General features: G+C 61.6%; 18 protein-coding genes and 1 pseudogene. 16 read left to right on the top strand and 3 right to left on the bottom strand.

The window, feature by feature from the left end:
* Positions 1 to 222, top strand: a pseudogene (locus APY03_RS42365) (IS630 family transposase); the annotation flags it as partial.
* Positions 223 to 553: 331 nt separating this feature from the next.
* Here the strand turns inward: APY03_RS42365 and APY03_RS40050 are convergent.
* The gene (locus tag APY03_RS40050) at positions 554 to 892 is read right to left on the bottom strand and encodes a four-helix bundle copper-binding protein (RefSeq protein WP_102905879.1); all 339 of its coding nucleotides are present in this window, start codon (positions 890 to 892) and stop codon (positions 554 to 556) included.
* 579 nt (positions 893 to 1,471) lie between these two features.
* On the opposite strand from APY03_RS40050, the gene APY03_RS41315 reads away from it, so the two are divergent.
* The 7 genes from APY03_RS41315 (at position 1,472) to APY03_RS08490 (ending at position 9,697) form a co-directional block, all read left to right on the top strand.
* Positions 1,472 to 1,831 (top strand): hypothetical protein, encoded by a 360-nt coding sequence (locus APY03_RS41315; RefSeq protein WP_146039449.1) that lies wholly within the window; start codon positions 1,472 to 1,474, stop codon positions 1,829 to 1,831.
* Positions 1,832 to 1,922: 91 nt separating this feature from the next.
* On the top strand, positions 1,923 to 3,218 hold the full coding sequence (locus tag APY03_RS08515) for a TolC family protein (RefSeq protein ID WP_068675819.1): 1,296 nt from the start codon (positions 1,923 to 1,925) through the stop codon (positions 3,216 to 3,218).
* A gap of 9 nt (positions 3,219 to 3,227) precedes the next feature.
* Complete coding sequence (locus APY03_RS08510; protein ID WP_068675817.1) at positions 3,228 to 4,835, top strand: efflux RND transporter periplasmic adaptor subunit; 1,608 nt, start codon at positions 3,228 to 3,230, stop codon at positions 4,833 to 4,835.
* A gap of 16 nt (positions 4,836 to 4,851) precedes the next feature.
* Positions 4,852 to 8,076 carry an efflux RND transporter permease subunit gene (locus tag APY03_RS08505; protein WP_068675815.1) on the top strand — a complete coding sequence of 1,075 codons (3,225 nt, stop codon included), beginning with the start codon at positions 4,852 to 4,854 and terminating at the stop codon, positions 8,074 to 8,076.
* Positions 8,077 to 8,149: 73 nt separating this feature from the next.
* Positions 8,150 to 8,566, top strand: coding sequence for a hypothetical protein (locus APY03_RS08500; RefSeq protein ID WP_068675813.1), 417 nt, complete (start codon positions 8,150 to 8,152; stop codon positions 8,564 to 8,566).
* 160 nt (positions 8,567 to 8,726) lie between these two features.
* Positions 8,727 to 9,152, top strand: a complete 426-nt coding sequence (locus APY03_RS43455; protein WP_068675812.1) for a hypothetical protein — start codon at positions 8,727 to 8,729, stop codon at positions 9,150 to 9,152.
* A gap of 179 nt (positions 9,153 to 9,331) precedes the next feature.
* Positions 9,332 to 9,697 (top strand): hypothetical protein, encoded by a 366-nt coding sequence (locus APY03_RS08490; protein WP_068675810.1) that lies wholly within the window; start codon positions 9,332 to 9,334, stop codon positions 9,695 to 9,697.
* 34 nt (positions 9,698 to 9,731) lie between these two features.
* Here APY03_RS08490 and APY03_RS08485 read toward each other — a convergent pair whose 3' ends face one another.
* Positions 9,732 to 11,063, bottom strand: coding sequence for a heavy metal sensor histidine kinase (locus APY03_RS08485; protein WP_068675808.1), 1,332 nt, complete (start codon positions 11,061 to 11,063; stop codon positions 9,732 to 9,734).
* Entirely contained in the window at positions 11,060 to 11,743 is a 684-nt protein-coding gene (locus APY03_RS08480; RefSeq protein WP_068675806.1) for a heavy metal response regulator transcription factor, read from the bottom strand. Before APY03_RS08480 ends, APY03_RS08485 begins: the two co-directional genes overlap by 4 nt.
* A 184-nt stretch (positions 11,744 to 11,927) precedes the next feature.
* Here APY03_RS08480 and APY03_RS08475 point away from each other — a divergent pair, with 184 nt between their 5' ends.
* The 8 genes from APY03_RS08475 to APY03_RS43450 all read left to right on the top strand — a co-directional run.
* Positions 11,928 to 13,625, top strand: a complete 1,698-nt coding sequence (locus APY03_RS08475; protein WP_083944227.1) for a phosphoethanolamine transferase — start codon at positions 11,928 to 11,930, stop codon at positions 13,623 to 13,625.
* Between the two features lie 92 nt (positions 13,626 to 13,717).
* On the top strand, positions 13,718 to 13,993 hold the full coding sequence (locus APY03_RS45605) for a double zinc ribbon domain-containing protein (RefSeq protein WP_443082807.1): 276 nt from the start codon (positions 13,718 to 13,720) through the stop codon (positions 13,991 to 13,993).
* Positions 13,994 to 14,037: 44 nt separating this feature from the next.
* Positions 14,038 to 14,442, top strand: coding sequence for a hypothetical protein (locus APY03_RS08470; RefSeq protein ID WP_068675803.1), 405 nt, complete (start codon positions 14,038 to 14,040; stop codon positions 14,440 to 14,442).
* Between the two features lie 86 nt (positions 14,443 to 14,528).
* The gene (locus APY03_RS08465; protein WP_083944226.1) at positions 14,529 to 15,836 is read left to right on the top strand and encodes a TolC family protein; all 1,308 of its coding nucleotides are present in this window, start codon (positions 14,529 to 14,531) and stop codon (positions 15,834 to 15,836) included.
* The gene (locus APY03_RS08460) at positions 15,833 to 17,050 is read left to right on the top strand and encodes an efflux RND transporter periplasmic adaptor subunit (RefSeq protein WP_068675801.1); all 1,218 of its coding nucleotides are present in this window, start codon (positions 15,833 to 15,835) and stop codon (positions 17,048 to 17,050) included. The genes APY03_RS08465 and APY03_RS08460 overlap by 4 nt, the downstream gene beginning before the upstream one ends.
* A gap of 17 nt (positions 17,051 to 17,067) precedes the next feature.
* Positions 17,068 to 20,193: an efflux RND transporter permease subunit gene (locus tag APY03_RS08455; RefSeq protein ID WP_068675799.1), complete on the top strand. Its 3,126-nt coding sequence runs from the start codon at positions 17,068 to 17,070 to the stop codon at positions 20,191 to 20,193.
* On the top strand, positions 20,190 to 20,528 hold the full coding sequence (locus APY03_RS08450) for a P-II family nitrogen regulator (RefSeq protein ID WP_068675797.1): 339 nt from the start codon (positions 20,190 to 20,192) through the stop codon (positions 20,526 to 20,528). Before APY03_RS08455 ends, APY03_RS08450 begins: the two co-directional genes overlap by 4 nt.
* Positions 20,529 to 20,532: 4 nt before the next feature.
* On the top strand, positions 20,533 to 20,775 hold a 243-nt coding region (locus tag APY03_RS43450), incomplete at its 3' end, for a hypothetical protein (RefSeq protein ID WP_232324195.1).

Genomic DNA, 20,775 nt, shown 5'->3' with positions numbered 1-20,775 from the left:
GCGTCGTGGCTGAACATGGTCGAGCGCTTCTTCCGCGACATCTCGGAGAACCGCATCCGACGCGACAGCTTCACCAGCGTGCCTGAACTGGAATTGGCGATCGATCTCTACGTCGAGCACCACAACGCCAACCCCAAGCCGTTCATCTGGACCGCCAGCGCCACCGACATCCTGGCCAAGGTCACGCGAGCCAAAGCCGCGTTGGCACGGACCACAAGATAAGTACATATCTGAGTGGCGCACTACACTAGGTCGTGGCCGAGGTGCTACGACGTGTGTCCCTGCAGTTGCCTGTACGCCAAATGTCGGAGGTTCCCGCAGCACAAGCAACGAGTCCCGGTTCATTGTTTGCTCGGCTCCGCATCGTGGTATGGGACGAGGAAATGACTTTGGGACTTCCCATTGCCGCTTGCGAACACATCGCGGAGATCACGGCACAGGATTTCTCGTGGCCCATCGCCGAACGGGACGAGGCGCGTACTCGGCAGGCCGCGTGCAAGGGGCACACGGCGTCAACGCTTGGACCGAAGACGCACCAAGCGAAAGTGGACCACTAGACGTCCATTTTTTCACAGCTTGCCGCACAGCGGCGGCAAGCCTCGCCACATCGCTTCATCTGTCCGTCGGCATCCTGGTGTGCTTCACACAATTCCGCGCACAACTTGCAGATCTCCGCACACTCGGAGCAAAGGTGTGTGTGGTGGGGCGACTGGCGGATCGCGAAATCCGCGCAGACCAAACAGATTTGCGAACAGTCAAGTAGTGCTACCAGATGCTTTGGCTCCGAATGACCAGCGCCGCCGTGCAGCACGTGAGCGACGGTTTCGGTGCAAATTTGGTGGCATTCAAGGCAGTCCTTGATGTGGCTCATTGCGGCTTTGTTCGTTTCCATGGTGTACACCTCGTCGTCAAAACATCGCGTAAGTCGGCGGCCAGTCGCGACCGCCGCCGAAATCGCAGGTTAGGCGACGCACATGACGGGCTTTGTAGGGTAAAGGCTCCTCAGCCCGTGCACGTTCGCCCGCAGCGCCTTGACTCTCAGCCGTCGTCCGCTGAGGTGGCGGATGCGCCGGTTTGCACGAGTTTCACGACTCTCTGCCGATGAGCGGCGCTACATCGCGTGCTGGCGGCAATTCATAATCTACAACTGCCGCATATACCGTCCCGCATCCCGATGCCTCCGCCCGACGCTTGGGCCGTTGCGAGCGAGCCGCCCCGCGAACGGAGCCGCTCTTGTACGTGGGCCGTCTTCGTCCATACTTCGAACTTTCAAAATCGCATCATCTCGCGCGGTCGCTGCAAGAGAGCCTCGACCGTCCTCCAACTGCCGGTCTAGATCGCGCGCAGAGGAGAGCGACAAAATTACAGGAATGTAATGCTCGAGTCGGCAGTTCGTCGAACTCGCCCAATAGGATCACCTGCGATGTCCCTCCGCCGGCAGGGGCTCGAATTTCCTCATTAAACTCTCCGTATGCGTCGCTGGCTGCTTGTTGCCCTCTTGTTTCTGCTGCCTGCCCAGTTCCTCTGGGCGGCGGTCGCGCCCTACTGCGCGCACGAGACCGCGCCGGTGTCCTACCATCTCGGACATCACGCCCACGAGCACTCGAGCGCCCCTGATTCGGTGCAAGATCCGGATCCATCCGCTGAGACCGCCGGACTGGGCCACCCTGACTGCAACCAGTGCCATTCAAGCCACGCGCAGTTCCGCTCGGACTTGCAATTCCCGCCGACGTTGCTTACCGCAGGCGGCTTTGCAGGCCCGGTGCCTCAACCTTATGGCTCGAAGGTCGAGCCAGATATCGATCGTCCCAAATGGACCCGCGCCGTCTGACCGGCGCGCGTATCCTTTCCTTTTCGCTCAAGCCCATGCTCTGACGACCGCGCCGGATTCCCTTGTCTCGTCCCTTTGACTGGAGAATTCGATGTGCAGGTTTTTCGTGCCGCTCGCGCTCGCGTTGGCGGCATTCACGGGCGGCAGTGCGTTCGCTCAACAAGGCAATGCGGGTGTCGCCTCGGCGCGAGGACAGGCTGCTGTTCCCTCTTCTCGCACGGTAACGCTGGCAGAAGCCATCCAGCTGGCGATCGAGACGAGTCCCGAACTCTCGGCCGCGAGGCGTGAGGTCGAGGCTGCTGAAGGATCACGGATCCAGGCCGGCGTCCTCCAAAATCCTACCCTGCACGTGGAGGTGGAAGACCAACGTCGCGACACCCGTACCACTACCGTCTTGCTCAGCCAGCCCTTCGAGCTAGGAGGCAAGCGAGGCGCTCGCATCGATGCGGCGGATCGCGCAATCGACGTCGCGCGCGTACAACTCGAAGGCCGACAGGCTGACCTGCGTGCGAACGCGACGGCCGCGTTCTTCGCTACCCTGATCTCGCAGGAACGTGTGCGCCTGGCGCAAGCCTCGCTGGACCTGGCGCGCAATGGCAGCCAAGCGGCTGGGAAGCGTGTGACGGCAGGAAAGATTTCCCCGGTCGAGGAGACCAAGGCGAAAGTCGCCGAAGCCAACGTGCGTCTGGAACTGATTCAGGCCCAGGGTGAGTTGCAAACCAACCTGCAGCAACTGCGCGCGGTGACCGGGGGAACGGTCGCCATCACCGCCGTTAGTGGCGATTCGCTGGCGATTCCAAAGCCGCTGCCGCAAGAGGCCATCGAGGAGCGCATCGTGAACGCGCCCTCGATCCGCCAATCGCGTCTCGAAGTCAGACGTCTGGGCGCGCTGGCCGATCTCGAAAAGGCCAAGCGCATCCCGGACATCACGTTGAATGCCGGTACGAAGCGTGACCAGGAGGTCGGGCGCAACCAGGCTGTGGTGGGAATCTCGGTTCCCTTGCCGCTCTTCGACACGAATAGGGGCAATCTCCTCGAGGCCTTGCGTCGGCAGGACAAGGCGGACGACGAAGCCCGGGCCCTGGAATTGCGACTGCGCGCCGAGGTGGGGGCCGCTCGCCAGCGATACGAGAGTGCCACGAGCGAAGTATTGGCACTGCAATCGGACATCTTGCCCGGGGCGCAAAGCGCCTTCGACGCGGCCACCAAGGGCTTCGAACTCGGCAAGTTCGGGTATCTCGATGCGCTCGACGCCCAACGCACCTTGCTTCAGGCGCGAGCGCAGTACCTGCGTTCGCTCGCCGATACGCATCGCGCGATTACAGACCTCGATCGCCTGCTCGGCGGCCCAGCCATGGCAAATGGCTACCCAGTCTCTACTCAATAAGGACCGATCATGCCCACCACTAGGCAGTCGGCGTCCGGTCAACCCGGTCGCAAGCAGATCTTCATCATCATTCTTTTACTGGTCCTCGGCGTCGTAGCAGGCGCGCTGATCCTGCGCAGCGGGCCGGCGAAGAAGGAAGCCGCGGAGGGCCACGGGCATAGCGAGGAAGCCAGCAAGGGCGAGGACGACGGCCATGGCCATGGCAAAGGCGCCGTTGGCAAAGGCGACGATGGCCACGGCCATGGAGCGGCAGAGGGCGGCGGACACGAAGGGGAAGCACCCAAGGGGCCGAACGGTGGCCAGCGCTTCACGGAGGGCGACTTCGGCCTTGAGTTGAAGCTGTCCGAGGAGGGCGGGCAACCCCGCTTCAAGGCATGGCTCTACGACAAGGACAAGGCGGTCCCTCCAACCGGAACCGAAGTGAGCATCACGCTGAAGCGGCCCGGTGGCGAGCAGCAGGAGATCAAGCTGAAGCCGGAGGGCGGCTTCCTGACCAGTGCGCAAGCGGTAGCAGAACCCCACGTTTTCGAAGCCACGGTGGCCGTGGTGACCCCGAACGAACCGTTTCTCTTCACCTTTGAGCAGCAGGAGGGCAAGGTGAACATGAGTGATGCCCAGATCAAGGCGGCAAGCATCACCCTGGACAGCAGTGGGCCTGCGACTATCCGTAGCGCGCTCCAGTTCCCCGGCGAGATCCGCTTCAACGAGGATCGCACCGCACACATCGTCCCGCGAGTCGCTGGCGTGGTGGAGAGCGTGAGCGCGAACCTGGGCGAGCAGGTCAAGAAGGGCCAGGTGTTGGCCGTGATCTCAAGCTCAGCGGTATCGGAAACGCGGGCTGAACTGCAAGGTGCACAGCGTCGTCGCGAACTGGCCCAGACCACCTATGAGCGTGAGAAGACGCTTTGGGAGCAGAAGATCTCCCCCGAGCAGGACGTGCTGCAAGCTCGGCAGGCGCTTCGAGAAGCCGAGATCGCGGTGGCCAACGCCACACAGAAGCTTCTCACCTTGGGGGCCACCCCGAGCAGCACGTCGCTCGGACGCTTTGAGTTGCGCGCACCCTTCGATGGCATGGTGGTCGAGAAGCACATCGCACTGGGCGAGGCGGTCAAAGAAGACGCAAATGTGTTCACCGTCTCGGACCTGTCCACAGTGTGGGCCGAGATGAGCGTAGCCGCACGTGACCTGCAGCAAGTACGCGTGGGCGAGCGCGCCGTAGTGCGCGCGGGCGCCTTCGATGCAAGTGCGAACGGCACCATCTCCTACGTTGGGTCGCTCATCGGCGAGCAAACGCGCACGGCTCGCGCTCGTGTGGTCCTTGCCAACCCCCAAGGCGCCTGGCGACCAGGCTTGTTCGTGAATGTCGAGGTTCTTGCTAACGAAGTGAACTCGCCAGTGACCGTCGCAAGCTCCGCCTTGCAGACCGTGGACGACAAGCCCGTGGTGTTTCTCAGAGTGGCCGGCGGCTTCGTGCCGCAGCCGGTGCAGGTCGGGCGCAGCGATGGCAAGCGAATCGAGATCCTGAGCGGACTGAAGCCGGGTTCCAGCGTAGCCGCGGCGGGCAGCTTCATCGTCAAGTCGGAGCAGGGCAAGGGCTCTGCGACCCACACCCACTGAGGCGGGAATCAACTCCATGTTTGAACGCATCATCCGTTTCTCCATCGAACAGCGATGGTTGATCCTGCTCGCAGTACTCGCGATGGCCGGCTTCGGCATCTACAGCTACCAGAAGCTGCCGATCGACGCCGTGCCCGACATCACCAATGTCCAGGTGCAGATCAACACCGCGGCGCCAGGCTACTCGCCGCTCGAAACCGAACAGCGGATCACCTTTCCGATCGAAACCGTTATGGCAGGTCTGCCCGGTCTGCAGCAGACGCGTTCGCTCTCACGCTACGGCCTGTCGCAGGTCACCGTCATCTTCCGCGATGGGACCGACGTTTACTTCGCCCGGCAACTGGTCAACGAGCGCCTGCAAAGCGCGACCGGCGAGATGCCGGACGGCATCCACCCCCAGATCGGACCAATCTCAACCGGCCTCGGCGAGATCTATCTCTGGACCGTCGAGGCCAAGGAAGGTGCGCGCAAGCCCGACGGCACGCCCTACACCGACACCGATCTGCGCGAGATCCAGGACTGGATCATCAAGCCGCAGCTTCGCAACGTACCGGGCGTGACCGAGATCAACTCCATCGGTGGCTACGAAAAGCAGTATCAGATCGCGCCCAATCCGGAAAAACTCTCGGCCTACGGGCTGTCGATGGCCGATGTCGTGAAGGCCTTGGAGCGCAACAACGCCAACGTCGGCGCCGGCTACATCGAGCGCCGCGGCGAGCAGTACCTGATTCGCGCTCCCGGTCAGGCCCGCGGACTTGAAGATCTCCGCAACATCATTCTGTCCAGTGGAGGAAGCACGCCCGTACGGGTGCGCGACGTCGCAGAAGTTGACATCGGCAAGGAACTGCGCACCGGCGCGGCCACCGACAACGGCCGCGAGGTGGTGCTCGGCACGGTATTCATGCTGATCGGCGAGAACAGCCGCATCGTCTCGCAGGCCGTCGACAAGAAGATGAAGGAGATCAACCGCACGCTCCCCGAAGGCGTGGAAGCCATCACGGTGTATGACCGCACGGTGCTGGTCGACAAGGCGATCGCTACCGTCAAGAAGAACCTGCTCGAAGGCGCCGTGCTCGTGATCGTGGTGCTGTTCTTGTTTCTCGGCAACCTGCGTGCCGCGTTGATCACCGCGCTGGTGATTCCACTGTCGATGCTGTTTACCTTCACGGGCATGGTCAACCAGCGCGTGAGCGCCAACCTGATGAGCCTGGGTGCGCTCGACTTCGGGATCATCATCGACGGTGCGGTGGTGATCGTCGAGAACTGCGTGCGTCGCCTGGCCCATGCGCAGGCGAAGCACGGCCGGCCGCTCACTCGCAAGGAGCGCTTTCACGAAGTGTTCGCCGCATCACAGGAGGCGCGCCGGCCTCTGCTGTTCGGGCAACTGATCATCATGATCGTGTACCTGCCCATCTTCGCGCTCACGGGCGTCGAGGGGAAGATGTTCCATCCGATGGCACTCACTGTGGTGATCGCGCTGCTGGGTGCGATGATTCTTTCGGTGACCTTCATTCCCGCAGCGGTCGCTCTCTTCATCGGAAACAAGGTCTCCGAGAAGGAGAACCGCCTGATGACCTGGGCCCGGAAGGCATATGAGCCATTGCTGGTACGCGCGTTGGCAGCGAAGGCCGTGGTGGTCACGATCGCAGGTATTGCGGTCGTGTTGTCAGGTCTCCTTGCCACGCGGCTCGGAAGCGAGTTCATTCCGAACCTCAACGAAGGCGACTTCGCTGTGCAAGCCCTACGCATTCCGGGCACGAGCCTGAGCCAGTCGGTTGATATGCAGAAGCAACTGGAGCGCACGCTCAAGGCAAAGTTCCCCGAGATCGAGCGGATCTTTGCACGTACAGGCACGGCCGAGATCGCATCGGACCCGATGCCGCCGAACATCTCGGATGCCTATGTGATGCTCAAACCGGTAGACCAATGGCCGGAACCAAAGCGCACTCGGCAGCAACTGGTCGAGGAAGTGCAGGAAGAAGTCGCGAAGATTCCAGGTAACAACTACGAATTCTCACAGCCAATTCAACTGCGCTTCAATGAGCTGGTTTCGGGTGTGCGCGCTGACGTCGCGGTAAAGGTGTTTGGCGACGACATGGAGGTGCTGAACAAGACGGCGCGTGAGATCGAAGGTGTGCTCAAGTCGATCTCAGGTGCCGCCGAGGTCAATGTGGAGCAGACGACCGGGCTTCCGATGCTCACCGTGAACATCGATCGAGAAAAGGTCACTCGCTATGGCCTGAACATCGCGGATGTACAAGACACCCTCGCGACCGCCATCGGCGGGCAGAACGCCGGTACCCTGTTCGAAGGCGACCGGCGCTTCGACATCGTCGTGCGGCTATCTGAGAAAGTCAGAGGCGACCTTGAGGCGATCAAACGGTTGCCGCTCGCCCTCCCGACGAACTCGGCGGCAACCACCAACTCAGGCACAGTCTCCAATCGCAGCAGTTTCATTCCCCTGGCCGAAGTGGCCACGCTGGAACTGGCGCCAGGTCCGAATCAGGTGTCGCGCGAAGACGGCAAGCGCCGCATCGTGGTCAGCGCCAACGTGCGGGGTCGCGACTTGGGCTCCTTCGTCGGCGAAGCGACTGCAGCGCTCGAGGCGCAGGTGAAGATCCCCACCGGCTACTGGACCACCTGGGGCGGCCAGTTCGAGAATCTCCAATCCGCAACCCAACGGTTGCAAATCGTCGTTCCGGTCGCATTGCTGCTGGTCTTCACGCTGCTGTTCGCAATGTTCGGCAACCTGAAAGACGGATTGATCGTTTTCACCGGCATTCCGTTCGCGCTGACCGGCGGCATCCTCGCGCTGTGGCTGCGTGACATTCCGCTGTCGATCACGGCCGCGGTCGGCTTCATCGCCTTGTCGGGCGTCGCGGTGCTCAACGGCCTGGTGATGATCTCCTTCATCCGCAACCTGCGCGAAGGCGGTGCCTCGCTGGATCGCGCGATTCACGAAGGCGCGCTTACACGGCTGCGGCCGGTGCTCATGACCGCGCTGGTGGCGTCGCTCGGCTTCGTGCCGATGGCCATCGCCACCGGCACCGGCGCGGAGGTGCAGCAGCCGCTCGCCACGGTCGTCATCGGGGGGATTCTTTCATCGACGGCGCTCACTCTGCTTGTATTGCCCGTGCTCTACCGGCTCGCACACGGGCGCGACGAGGAGGAAGAGGTCTTCGATGAAGCGTCTACGCATCCGGTGATGCCGCTGCATTCGCCGCCGCACCCAGCGGGCTAGTGAACTTGCCGTGACCCGCCCCCGCACGGCCATCCATCGGGGGCACCATTCACATCGTTGAGGAAGATTGATCATGAAGCTTTCGATGCTTGTCGCTATTGCCGCCCTGGGGTTTTCTGCTCAAGGGTTTGCCGCCGACGACCACAAGGGACACGACCACGAGACCAAGGGGAGCGCCCATGCGCACGAAGCCAAGGCGCAACACGGCGGCGTGGTGAGCGTCGTCAAGGACGTCAACTATGAGTTAGTGGCGCGTCCGGACGCGATCGCTCTGTACGTGAGCGACCATGGCAAACCGGCGGATCTCTCTGGTGCGAACGCCAAGCTGACGTTGCTGTCTGGAAGCAAGAAGGAAGAAGCCACATTGGCACCCGTCGGTGACTCGCTTCAGGCCAAGGGCGCTTTCAGCGTGGGCGCAGGCACCAAGGTCGTGGCGCAAGTGTCCCTGAAGGGGCAACCGGCGCAGGCCGTTCGCTTCACTCTAAAGTGAGTATGCGCGACTGGCGGGAGGCACCCATCGCGCTTCGGCGAAAGCCTGATGACAAAACTGTAATGCAACGGTCCTGAATCTGGTGTTCTGGTTCACTAAAGTCGTATCACGCCGACGATGAAAGCGGCGCTCTACCACCCACCACTTCAAAGGATCCGAAATGCAAATGTCCATGCTTCGACTGCCCCTCGCCACTCTCGCTCTGGCCGCTGCAGCGGTACCCGCCCTCGCCGGCAACTACGCGGAGGGCGATCCTCGCCCAGTGGCTTTTAGCTCGACCGTGTCGGGCGCTGCGGTGGCTGCGGACACCCGCTCGTGGATGGCTTCGGCGCCGACGGTCGGCTATCCCGAAGGCAACCCGCGTGCAGTGGTTCGAGTTCAAGAGAATTCGCGCGCCATGGTGCAGGCCGACACAATGAACTGGGTTAAGTCGGGCCTCGCCGCAGTCCAGTTCGGAGAGGCGGGAGCCGACCCTACGAACCCAGCTTATCGTAAGGCGGCGAGTGCGTACGCAGAGCTTCGCAATGCGAATTCCGGCCCGAAGACCTCTCAGGCGCCAATCGGCGAGGTTGCGCCGGTTCGCTGATCGATAGACGCCCAGGCAGCAACGCCCTGTGGGAGACCACAGGGCGTTTCGCTTGGCATTTATGACATTCAAATGACCCATTTGTAATCGCCGCGACCGCGAACTGTCGGGACCGGTTTCTAGAGTTGATTCCACGCACTGGTCAGTCGACCGAGGCGGCAAACCTAAGGAGACCTTTGATGTCCATTCGTAGTCTGACTTCCGTTGCGGCCGCGGCCGCCTTCGCCACGACCCTTCTCGTGCCGGTAAGTGCGCTGGCCGATGGGGCGTACCACCCGGCTACCGGGGAGCTGGGTGCAACCTATCATCCCCAGCATGCGAGCGCGACCAGTGGCTCGCAGGTCGCAGCGGACCTTGAAAAGGCGCAGAAGCACCCTGCTTGGAACGCGGCCAGTCGTGGCGCACCATGGCCCGTTGCAAAGTCTGGGGAACCGAAGACGCGTGACCAGGTCAATGCCGAGTTGAATGCTGCCATGAAGGATCCTGCGTGGAAGAACGTAAGCCGCGGCGCACCGTGGCCGACGGTTGTGGCAGATCCCAAGTAGGGCAGAGAGGCTCCACGCGTGCTGGAGGACGGCCTTACCCGCGTTGCCTGGGCTCGGGCTCTGCGATCACGAGCCCAATACGGGTCACGCCGTTTGCAGATTCTGCGAACGTTGATCCGCCATGCATGCGGGCTATCGCCGCGACAATCGTGAGACCGAGGCCATGATGACTCGAAGATCCGCTTCGAGCCTTATCTGCCCGATAGAAGCGCTCGAAAAGATGCGGTAGCGCTTTAGGGTCGATGGTGACGCCTCGGTTCTCGACTACGAGGCTGACGCCTCCTTCGCGCGGCCGGATGCGCACGCGAATAGAACTCGCCGGCTCGGCGTACCTAATGGCATTGCTGACCAGATTCGACAGAGCTCTCCGAAGGAGCCCGATGTCCACTTCCAGTTCGGCGTCTCCGTCGACCTGCAGGGAAAGCTGCTCGCTTTCCAGTTCAGCCTCGTGAAACTCGGCCACTGCGGCAACCTGCTCGGCCATGCGGACGGGCCCGGACCGACGGGCACTCGCTCCACGGTCGGCCTTCGAAAGAAAGAGCATGTCGGTGACGATGCTCGACAAGCGTTGTGCTTCCTCGAGTTGAGAGCTCAGGGCGTCCTGAAGCGCCTCGACGGAGCGGGACTGGCTGAGTTCGATCTCGGCCTGAGCGATCATGTTGGACAACGGCGTGCGTAGTTCATGAGCGACGTCTGCATTGAACGCCTCAAGTTGCCCATAGGCACCCTCGACCCGTTCAAGCAACGAGTTGAACTGTCGGATCCAGGGCTGCAGCTCGCTGGCGAATCCCGATGGATCGATGCGCGCACCAAGCTGACTTGGTCCGGCGGCCGCCGTCTGTGCCGCCAGCAATTTAAGCGGCTTGAGGCCGCGCCTCACGACGGTGGCTCCGGTCAGCGCGACGACCAACGATCCGAGGCTTGCGGCACCGAACAACGTCCATGCCAAGCGTCTAAGCAACAGTTCATCGCTGGTGACATCGATGGTGATGCGCAACTCGATCGGCTTGTCATCAAAGCTCAATCCCTCAAGCGACGAGACTCTTGAGATCGGGTGTTCTCTGAACGGCTGTTGCTGTGACCTGTAGATCAGCCGGCCACCTGCCGACAGGTCGACCGTGGCATCCGGATTGCTCAGAAAGTAGTCGTCGAGCTTGTGACGCAGCGCATCGATGTTCGGGGGCGAGTTCGTCTCATCGACTACATGACGAACGATCTCGTTGTAACGGGTGAATTGCTCGGACTGCTTTAGCTGGAAACTCCATCGCGTAGCTGCGTAAACAGCGGCGCATGCGATGCTCAGGCCGATCAGCGTCAATGCCGCGAACCATCGCGACAGAAGTGTCTGGATCGATGGCTTGCTCACGCCTGACTGTCGTCCCTGCGCTCCAGAACATAGCCCATGCCGCGCACCGTATGAAGTAGCTTTTCTTCGAAGGGATCGTCGATCTTCGCCCGCAGCCGGCGTACGGCCACCTCGACCACATTGGTGTCGCTGTTGAAGTTCATGCCCCAGACCTGGTCGGCCAAGACTGCGCGCGAAAGGATCTGTCCCTGGCGTCGCAAAAGCAGTGAGAGGAGGGCGAACTCTTTGGCGGTCAAGTCCAGTCGCTTTCCGCTGCGGTTCGCTCTGCGAGTCGTCAGATCCAGCTGCAGGTCGGCCAGTGCGTACCTGGTCGACTCCTGCAGTGTGCCGCGTCGCAGCAACGCACGCACTCGCGCGAGCAGCTCGGAAAAAGCAAAAGGCTTGGCCAGATAGTCGTCCGCGCCGCCTTCAAGCCCTTTCACGCGATCTGCTACATCGTCCCTGGCGGTGAGCATGAGAACAGGCGTCGAAGCCGATTTGCGCAGAGTTTCCAGAACCTTGAAGCCGTCGATGCCCGGCAGCATGACGTCGAGCACGATCGCGTCGTAGTTGCCGCTGAGGGCCATGCCAAGGCCCTCCGTTCCGTCGCGCGCGAGGTCCACGTTGAAGCCGCTTTCGACAAGACCTTTGCGTAGGTAGTCGCCCAGTTTGAGCTCGTCTTCGATGACCAGGAGATGCATTCCTGGATCCTACCTTCCGGCCGGTTTGAGCCGACTACAAATCCGCCATCCAGGCTATGGAGATTACAGATTTGTAATGTTGGCGTCCCCCGATTGTGGGATGTGATTTCTACAGTTCGTTGATGCCGCCAAACAGCTGGGCGAGCCCGGAGTGCACGCGGGTGCGCATGAACCAACCTAGAACATGCAAGACCGACCACCCGTTGCGCGGACGCTCGCTACCATAGTCGTCCGCAACCGCCGCTCGCTACGGGCTCACGTTCGCGGCCTCTCCCCTTTGTTTGCGAGCCTGGCAGCCGCTTCCTGGCTTGTACTAGCAGACAACCTTGCCTTCTGGAGAACGATCTCGGCGGCCCAGACAGAGGCGGGTGGGCTGGTGACCGTCACCACAGCCGGACTTGCCTTGGTCCTGATTTCTTCGTTCGCTGCGCTGCTTCGGCTTGTTGCCGGCGGCACCACGGGCGTGGTCCTCCTGAGCCTGGTCCTCATCGTCTCTGCCGGGGTGTCGCACTACCTGGACAACTGGGGCGTCCTTTTTGACAAGAACTTGGTCCGGAACATCATCGACTCCGACGTCCGGGAAGCGCGGGAGCTGCTGGCTTGGCCGGCATTGCTTGATCTCACGCTTCGGGGCGTGCTTCCTGCAGGGGTGCTGTGGTTCTTGGGGATCCGTTCAAGCCGACCTGCTCAAACGGCGCTCCAGATGACCGCACTGCTCGCAACGGCCGCGATACTGACTGGAATCCTATTGGTCACTTCCTATGGCACCCTCGCGACGACCTTCAGGAATCATCGCGAACTGCGCTTTCAACTCGTCCCCACCAACTACTTCAACGCAATCTACGGGCATTTGAAGGGAGGGACCGAGATGCCCTCCATGCTTGCTCGGGTCGCACCAGACGCTCGACGCCCGTCGAACGCCGCGGACAAACCGCTGGTCCTGATCCTCATCGTCGGGGAGACAGCGCGCGCAGCCAACTTTTCGCTGGGAGGCTACCCGCGCGACACGAACGGCGCGCTAGCCGGTGCAGGGGGTGTGTATTTCAGCAAGGTATCGTCCTGCGGCTCGGACACCGCGACGTCGCTTCCCTGCATGTTCTCCGATTTGGGAGCGGACGCCTTTGACGTCTCGAAGGCGCAGGCGAGAGAGAACGTCCTTGACGTTCTCCAGCGTACCGGCGTCGAGGTCGAGTGGCTCGACAACAATTCGGGCTGCAAGGGCGTGTGCTCGCGAGTGCCTACTCAGCAGATGCCCACATCCGACGTCGGAGACATCTGCCATGACGGCGCATGCCTCGACGAGGTTCTGGTCCCCGCGCTGGAAAAGAGGCTCTCCATTGTCAAAGGCGACGCAGCCATCGTGCTGCACCAAATGGGAAGCCATGGGCCATCCTACTACCGGCGCTATCCCGCGCCCGGCCCCTTCCAACCAACGTGCGAGACGAATCGAATTCAGAATTGCGACGTGGGCGCGCTCGTCAACACCTACGACAACTCGATCGACTACACGAGCAAGACCATAGCGCGCGCCATCGAGGTCGCCAAGTCGCAGGCCTCCCGGATGGATGTTGCAGTCGTGTATCTTTCCGACCACGGCGAGAGCCTGGGTGAGCGCAACATTTACCTTCACGGGCTGCCCCGTTTGCTCGCGCCGAGCGAGCAGATACGCGTTCCTATGCTTGTCTGGCAGTCTCAAGGTACCCAACGTCGATTGAACCTGCCACAAGGCTGCCTGGCTTCAATTTCCGGCCGTTCCTACTCGCACGACAACCTCTTCCACAGCATTCTTGGATTCTTCGGGGTCACCGCCGCAGCCTATCGACCCGAGCTCGACATCTGGGCTATCGGGCGCTCCGAGTCTGCATGCGAAGAAAACACTTGACCTTCAAGTTACTTCAAGGTTTCCAATTCACGCAAGGCCCCGACGCGTCTCACCCAGCGCCCGACAAGAAATCCACATGAACTTCTTATCTAATGCTGCGCAATATCTCGAGCGGCGACCATGATCGGCGCGGCCACGGTTCGTCCCATCGCTCGGCAGAGCACCATGGCGGCCGAGACCACGGACGCTTTGAGGAAAGTCCTGCCCAGAGCGCCGGATCCTGTACGGCTTGCCGCGCGCCCCTTGCAAGCGGGACCAGGTATTGCGGCCAATGCTGCTTGGCGGCCGCTGCGCGCGCCTGCGGCGGTTGTTCAACGCCGCTGCCCGACGGCGCACGTTTTTGTGCATCCTGTGGAAAGTCGGCCTGAGCGCGTCACAATACGGCCTTGCAAGCCCCAAACACGTTCGCCCAATGCTTGAGTTCATGAACAACCTGCGAGGCGCCGGCGGCTTGTCGGCGATGCGCAGATTCCTGTTCGTGCTGCTCCTCGCCGTAGTGCCACTTCAGTTCGCGTGGAGCGCTGCGTCCGGCTACTGCCGCCACGAAGCGGGCACCGGTGCGGCTCACTTCGGGCACCACGATCACAAGGCCAGCGCTCTATCCGTTGAAAAGGCCCACGATCTCAAGCTGAAGCAGATCGCCGACGGCGATGACAACTGCATTGGTTGTCATATCAACGTGGTGCTCCAGATCGTTGATCGCGTGCCGCCGGTGATCGCGGCAGGTGCCTTGCGTCCGCCGGATTCACGACCGCACCATTATCGCTCCCCCACTCCTCCTGGGCTCGAACGCCCAGCAAGGCGGCTCGCCATCTGATCGGCGAGCTCGCACCTTTAGAAACATCTCAAGCTTCAGCTCGTCGATTCCCCTGCAGGTTGTTTCATCAACGCTAGGAGAATTCGATGCGAATCAAGACGCTGGTCGCTACCAGTGCACTGGCCTTGGCCGTGTGGCCAAGCCACGCTCAAACTGTGCCGCCGCCACCGCAGCAGCAAGCGTTGCCGCTCGTTGCCCCGCTGAGCCTGGCGGAGGCCCTGCGACTGGCCGAGGAAGCCAACCCTGCCCTGAGGTCCAAACGGGCAGAGCTCGCTGCGGCAGAGGGCTCCCAACGGGATGCGAACGCGTTTCTCTACAACAACCCGGTGGCCGGGTTCGATGGCATACGCCGAGACGTGCCGCAGGAGGGTGCGCTATCTGAGCTGCGCCACGAATGGGCAGCCACAGTGCAGCAGACTCTGGAGATCGCGGGACAGCGTGGATATCGCCGCGAGGCCTCCGAGGCCGCACTGAACGCCCTGCACAGTGAGATTGAAGAGACACGGCGCCAAACACGCGTCGAGGTTGGGCAGCAGTACTACCGAGTCCTTGCTTTGCAACAGCGTGTCGACCTGGAAGAGCAGGCGCTCGGACTGTTTGAAGCGACCGCGTCGGCCATCGAAAAGCGCAGGACAGCGGGCGAAGACACCAAGCTCGATTCAAACGTCGCAGCGGTGGAGGCGGACCGCGCGCGCAATCAGTTTGCACTCGCCAAGGAGCAACTTCTTGACGCCCGTGCGGACCTCGCGGCGAAGCTGCAGTTGCTCGGAGGGCGGTTGCCTCTTGCAATTGGAGAGCTTCGACCCCTGCCTGCCTCCACTTACGACCTGAACGCGCTACTGGAACAGACCGTGTCGCAGCCGCGCCTGCGAGCACTGGGTGCGCGGGAGGATTCGGCACGCGCCAGACTAAAGCTTGAAAGCGCCAGCCGATACCCCGACGTGACTGTTGGGGTCGGCGTGGGGCGGGAAGGGTCAAGCAGTGCCCGCGAGCGCTTGACTACCCTGACGGTTTCGGTGCCGCTCCCCCTGTTCAAGCAGAACGCCACTGGCATAGGCCAAGCCAGTAGCGCCTTGACCCAGGCGGAGATTTCGCGCGCGGCGGCCATCCGCGATACGCAGGCCCAGGTTCGAGCCCTATGGGCCAAGCTCGAGAGCCTGAGGGCTCGTCTCAGCCGCACCCAGGATCGAGTTCTGCCGGCGCTGCTCGACAACCAGCAGCTATCGGTCAAGTCACAGCGTGCAGGCCAGATCGGTCTGCTGGAACTGATCGTTGTCAATCGCCAGGCCCTCGATGCGCGGCGCGATCTGATCGACACGTTGACCGAATACCAGACGACACGTCTCGCACTTGAACTGGCCGCCGGCTGGCCGCCTGAAGGAGTTACGCCATGAATTGCGAAGTTCAATCCGCATCTGCCGCACGGCCCTTGCTTGTGAGGCTGGGCATACCTGGCTTGGCGATCTGCGCGTCGATTTCGCTCCTCGCATTGACCGCGTGTGGCGGCGCCAAGGATGCAGCCGCTGAAAAACCCGCAGCCGAGGAAGCGGCCGAGAAGAAGGACGAGCTGAAACTGTCCAAAGACGAAGCCGACCGTGCTGGCATCACCTTGGAAGAGCTCAAAGCGCAAGCGCTGACAGACACCGTAACGGTCACGGCGACGATCCGAGCCAATCAGGATCGCATCGCGCGGATTGCGCCACGTGTTGAGGGCCGCGTGGTCAGCGTGAGCGGCAACTTGGGCGACAGCGTCCGGCCGGGCCAAGCCTTGGCGACGCTGGACAGTGTTGCTGTAGGTGAAGCCTCGTCGGCACTCAGCCAAGCCCGGTCCGCAAGTCGCGTTGCAGAGGCCGACTACAAGCGTGCCGCGTCGCTGCAGGCGGAGGAGATCATCTCGCAGAAGGACTTCCTGCGAGCCAGGGCCGAGAACGAGAAAGCCAGTGCCGCGCTGCGCGCCGCGCAAGACCACCTCCGGCTCCTCGGCGTTCCTGGTACCTCGGGTATCGCGGCCTCTGTTTTCCCGTTGATATCGCCGCTCGCCGGAACGATCATCGAGAAGAAGGCGGTGATCGGTGGTCTGGCAGGGCCGGCGGACAGTTTGTTTGTCGTCGCCGACCTCTCGAAGCTCTGGATCGAGGCGAACCTTGCAGAGGCGCAGCTCTCCAAAGTGCGGGTCGGCGCGAAGGCCTCGGTCACTGTCGCAGCGTACCCAGATGAAGTCTTCCCAGGTCGTGTGACCTACGTCGCCAGCATCCTCGACAAGGAAACGCGATCCATTCCCGCGCGCATTGAAGTCGACAACGCAGATGGACGCTTGAAGCCCGAGATGTTCGCGACAGCAACGATCGAGAGCACTGCTCCCAAGGCGGTTCCCTCGCGCGATGTGCTGACCGTACCCGATCAGGCGATCGTGCTCATGCAAGGCCAACCGACCGTCTTCGTCTTCGAAGGCGGCTCTTATGAGCAGCGTGCAATCGAACCAGGCGAGCGTCTTGGTACCCGCACCATCGTCAAGTCCGGTCTGAAGCCGGGCGAGCAGGTCGTTGGCGCGGGCACTTATGCACTCAAGGCTCGCGTTCTGAAGTCGCAAATCGGCGATACGCATTGAGGAACTGAAAGTCACACATGCTCAATGCCATCGTAGACGCGTCGCTGCGTTACAAGGTCTTGGTCCTGGTTTTCTTCGCCGTGGTCATTGGCGTCGGAGTCCAGGCTTTCCGAAACGTACCCGTAGATGCGTTTCCGGACGTCACCCCGATTCAGGTCAACATCTACACCGAGTCGCCAGGCCTGGCCGCGGAGGATGTCGAGAAGCTGCTAACGACGCCGATCGAAGGTGCGATGGCGGGCCTGCCCGGCGTCGAGGAGGTTCGTTCCGTATCCCTCTTCGGCTTGTCGTACGTCGGCATCTACTTCAAGGACGACGTAGACATCTACTTTGCGCGCCGCCTCGTGGGCGAGAAGCTTCAGGAGGCCAAAGGGCGTTTGCCGCAGGGCTATGGAGAACCCGTCCTTGGGCCGAACAGCTCTGGTCTTGGACAGGTCTTCTGGTACACGGTCGAATCTGCGGACAAGTCCATGAGCACCATGGACTTGCGCACTCTGCACGACTGGACCGTGCGTTTGATTCTGCGCACGGTCCCCGGCGTCGATGACGTGATTTCCTGGGGCGGTGAACAGAAGCAGTTTCAAGTCCAGATCGATCCACGCAAGCTCATCAAATACGGGCTGAGCTTCAAGGAAGTGATGGAACGCTTGACCGCCAACAACAAGCAGGTTGGAGGCCAATCGATCAACCTGGGATCTGAGCAGTACCTGGTGCGCGGGTTAGGCCTCGTGTCGAGCACTTCTGACATAGAGCAGATCGTGGTGGCGGAGCGCAATGGGGCTCCCGTGTATGTGCGCGATGTCGCTCAGGTCAAGCAAGCACCGGCCCCTCGATTCGGCGCTGTGACTCGAGATGGAAAAGAGGCGGTGCTGGGTATTGCGCTCGCACGGGTGAACGAAAACGCGAAGACAGTCGTCGATGCGGTCAAGGCCAAACTCGCCGTTGCACAGGCGGCACTGCCGAAAGGGGTCACGCTGCAGCCAGTCTACGACCGCACCGAACTGGTCAAGAAAGCACTGAACACCGCCGAGAGTTCCCTGCTAGAGGGGGCAATCCTGGTAGCGATCATCCTGTTCCTCTTCCTCGGCGAGTTCAGATCGGCCATCGTCGTGGTGATCACGCTGCCAATGGCCATGCTGATCGCTTTCATCTTGATGCAGCAGTTCGGCGTTTCAGCGAACCTCATGTCGCTTGCCGGTCTCGCAATCGGCACCGGGATGATGGTCGACGGCGCCGTCGTGATGGTGGAGAACGCCTTCCGGCTCCTCGCACACGCCAAGGAGTCCGGCAAGCCCATCCACAAGACGCACCTCATCCTTGAGGCGGCGCGGGAAGTAGTGAATCCGATCGCGTTCGCGATCCTGATCATCATCGTGGTGTTTCTTCCGTTGTTCTCCCTAACCGGGCTGGAGGGCAAGCTGTTCAAGCCGATGGCCTACACGATCACTTTCGCAATGGCCGGCTCCCTGTTGCTTTCTCTGACCTTGGTACCGGTGCTGGCCGCCCTGATCCTCAAGCCGAAGGAGGAGCGCGACACTTTTCTGGTGCGAAGAGCCAAGAAGATCTATCTTCCGCTGCTGGATTGGGCACTTGAGCGCAAAGCGCTCGTCGTCGGATCTGCTGTCGTTCTGTTGCTTGCGTCGCTCGCACTCTTCCCATTCCTGGGCAAGGAGTTCATGCCGCAGCTACAGGAGGGGACCATTCAGTTCCGTGTGACTGGCATTCCTTCCACCTCGCTCGATGAATCAATCCGGATTTCCAATGAAGTGAGCGCGGAGCTGCACAAGCAGTTCCCGCAGATTCGGTCGGTGTTGGCGACCATCGGACGCGCTGAGGGCGGTGAAACGACCGATGTGAACTACATGGAGCTCAATCTCGACACGAAACCACCCGAGGAGTGGCCCGAAAAGATCTCCTATTCGAAGCTCGCTTTCGAGATGCAGGAGGCCCTGGAAAAGGTCGTGCCAACGGTCGTGTTTGGCGCGACCCAACCTATCCAGTCTCGGGTGGAGGAGTTGATCTCAGGTGTCCGCGCAACGCTAGCGCTAAAACTGTACGGCGAAGACCTGGCCACCCTCGACAGGCTCACAGGCAAGATTCAGGGCGTCCTCTCCAAAGTACCCGGTGTCGCCGATCTTTCCGCCGAGGCCAACAAGGGAAAGCCGCAGCTCGTTATCAAGGTGAACCGTGAGGCAGCGGCCAGATATGGCATCAACGCCGATGAGATCCTGGAAGTGGTTCAGTCCGGCGTCGGCGGCAGCACGGTCTCGACGTTGATTGAAGGAACCAAGCGGTTCGACATCGCCGTACGACTTTCGGACGAATTCCGGGTGAGCCCGTCCTCGATTGCCAGCATTCCGATCCGCACGGCGGAAGGCGCACTGGTGCCGTTCTCGCAAGTGGCGACCATCGAGATGGACGAGGGCTACTCCTTCATTCGCCGCGAATCACTCCAGCGCTACTCCGTACTGCAGATGGACGTCAAGGGGCGCGACGTGGACTCCTTCGTCAAGGAGGCGAATGCAAGGCTGAAGGAGGCAGTTGAGCTTCCGACGGGCTACTGGATCGAGTGGGGCGGCTCGTTCGAGAATCAGCAGCGCGCTATGGCACGTCTGGGTGTGATCGTTCCCCTCACCATCGGACTGATCTTCATCCTCCTCTACACGGCCTTCAACTCCGTGCGTCATGCAACGATCATCATCGCCAACGTCCCGTTCGCGATCATCGGCGGCATCATCGGCCTTTTCGTGAGCGGCCAGTACCTCTCGGTGCCCTCCGCAATCGGATTCATCGCAGTCTTCGGCGTGGCGATGCTCAACGGCATCGTCATGGTGACGTTCCTCAACGACCTCCGGCGACAGGGTCTGCCTATACGCGAGGCCGTACAGCAGGGAGCGGCACTGCGCCTTCGACCCGTGTTGATGACTGCCTCAGTCGCCATTCTTGGTCTCATCCCCATGTTGCTTTCGACCGGTGTTGGTGCGGAGACTCAGCGGCCACTCGCCACGGTGGTCGTGGGAGGACTCTTCACCTCGACCGCCCTAACGTTGCTCATCCTGCCGCTCATATGGGAATGGGCTGAGCACCGCGCTGAGAGGCGCAAGACGGCAATTCTTGAGACCCACGTTGGAGCTACATCATGAAGGAAATCAAAGCTTATCTGCACAGCAATCGGATTGCCGCTGTTATAGCCGCGCTGAAGAGTTCGCCGGCCTGGGGTGACGACGCGACCGGTCGGGAGCACAACCTCACTTTGTATGTCGTCAAGGGTTCGCTCACGCCCCTTCATGAGGCCGAGCGACGATTTTCACTCGAGTTGGGCGATGAAGTGGTGAACGAGTACAAGCTGGAACTCCACTGCGAAGACGAGCAGGTCGATGGGTTCGTGACCACGATTTCGGGTGCGGGTCGCACGGGCCAGCCCGGTGCCGGATGGATCTATGTCACAAACGTCGAGCGTACTGAACCGATCGTCTGATCGGTTGAATTCGGGCGGCTCCACGCCGTGGCTTGGAGGGAAAGGACTCGTCTTACTTATCCTCGCGGGCATCGGTCTGCCCGGCATATCGGCTTGCTCGTCGTTTGTGAGCGATGTCCGCCTGTTCCAGACGGGTTGGCGGACTGCCGAGGTCACCGAGGTCGGCAGCGCTGCCGAGATCAAGTCAAGAGGCATGACCGATTGCAGAGCCACCGCGACCGCGGATCAGCTCGCGTCCTCACGTTTC

Origin of the sequence: Variovorax sp. WDL1 (genome assembly GCF_001541225.1) — a bacterium.
GTDB lineage: Bacteria > Pseudomonadota > Gammaproteobacteria > Burkholderiales > Burkholderiaceae_C > Variovorax.
Note: the sequence above shows the minus strand (reverse complement) of the source record. Positions and strands in the feature narration are given on the sequence as shown.

Bases quoted from the DNA above. Each gene is read 5' to 3' on its own strand.
- APY03_RS40050 (WP_102905879.1), bottom strand. From the start codon at position 892: ATGGAAACGAACAAAGCCGCAATGAGCCACATCAAGGACTGCCTTGAA.
- APY03_RS41315 (WP_146039449.1), top strand. From the start codon at position 1,472: ATGCGTCGCTGGCTGCTTGTTGCCCTCTTGTTTCTGCTGCCTGCCCAG.
- APY03_RS08515 (WP_068675819.1), top strand. From the start codon at position 1,923: ATGTGCAGGTTTTTCGTGCCGCTCGCGCTCGCGTTGGCGGCATTCACG.
- APY03_RS08510 (WP_068675817.1), top strand. From the start codon at position 3,228: ATGCCCACCACTAGGCAGTCGGCGTCCGGTCAACCCGGTCGCAAGCAG.
- APY03_RS08505 (WP_068675815.1), top strand. From the start codon at position 4,852: ATGTTTGAACGCATCATCCGTTTCTCCATCGAACAGCGATGGTTGATC.
- APY03_RS08500 (WP_068675813.1), top strand. From the start codon at position 8,150: ATGAAGCTTTCGATGCTTGTCGCTATTGCCGCCCTGGGGTTTTCTGCT.
- APY03_RS43455 (WP_068675812.1), top strand. From the start codon at position 8,727: ATGCAAATGTCCATGCTTCGACTGCCCCTCGCCACTCTCGCTCTGGCC.
- APY03_RS08490 (WP_068675810.1), top strand. From the start codon at position 9,332: ATGTCCATTCGTAGTCTGACTTCCGTTGCGGCCGCGGCCGCCTTCGCC.
- APY03_RS08480 (WP_068675806.1), bottom strand. From the start codon at position 11,743: ATGCATCTCCTGGTCATCGAAGACGAGCTCAAACTGGGCGACTACCTA.
- APY03_RS08475 (WP_083944227.1), top strand. From the start codon at position 11,928: ATGCAAGACCGACCACCCGTTGCGCGGACGCTCGCTACCATAGTCGTC.
- APY03_RS45605 (WP_443082807.1), top strand. From the start codon at position 13,718: ATGCTGCGCAATATCTCGAGCGGCGACCATGATCGGCGCGGCCACGGT.
- APY03_RS08470 (WP_068675803.1), top strand. From the start codon at position 14,038: ATGCTTGAGTTCATGAACAACCTGCGAGGCGCCGGCGGCTTGTCGGCG.
- APY03_RS08465 (WP_083944226.1), top strand. From the start codon at position 14,529: ATGCGAATCAAGACGCTGGTCGCTACCAGTGCACTGGCCTTGGCCGTG.
- APY03_RS08460 (WP_068675801.1), top strand. From the start codon at position 15,833: ATGAATTGCGAAGTTCAATCCGCATCTGCCGCACGGCCCTTGCTTGTG.
- APY03_RS08455 (WP_068675799.1), top strand. From the start codon at position 17,068: ATGCTCAATGCCATCGTAGACGCGTCGCTGCGTTACAAGGTCTTGGTC.
- APY03_RS08450 (WP_068675797.1), top strand. From the start codon at position 20,190: ATGAAGGAAATCAAAGCTTATCTGCACAGCAATCGGATTGCCGCTGTT.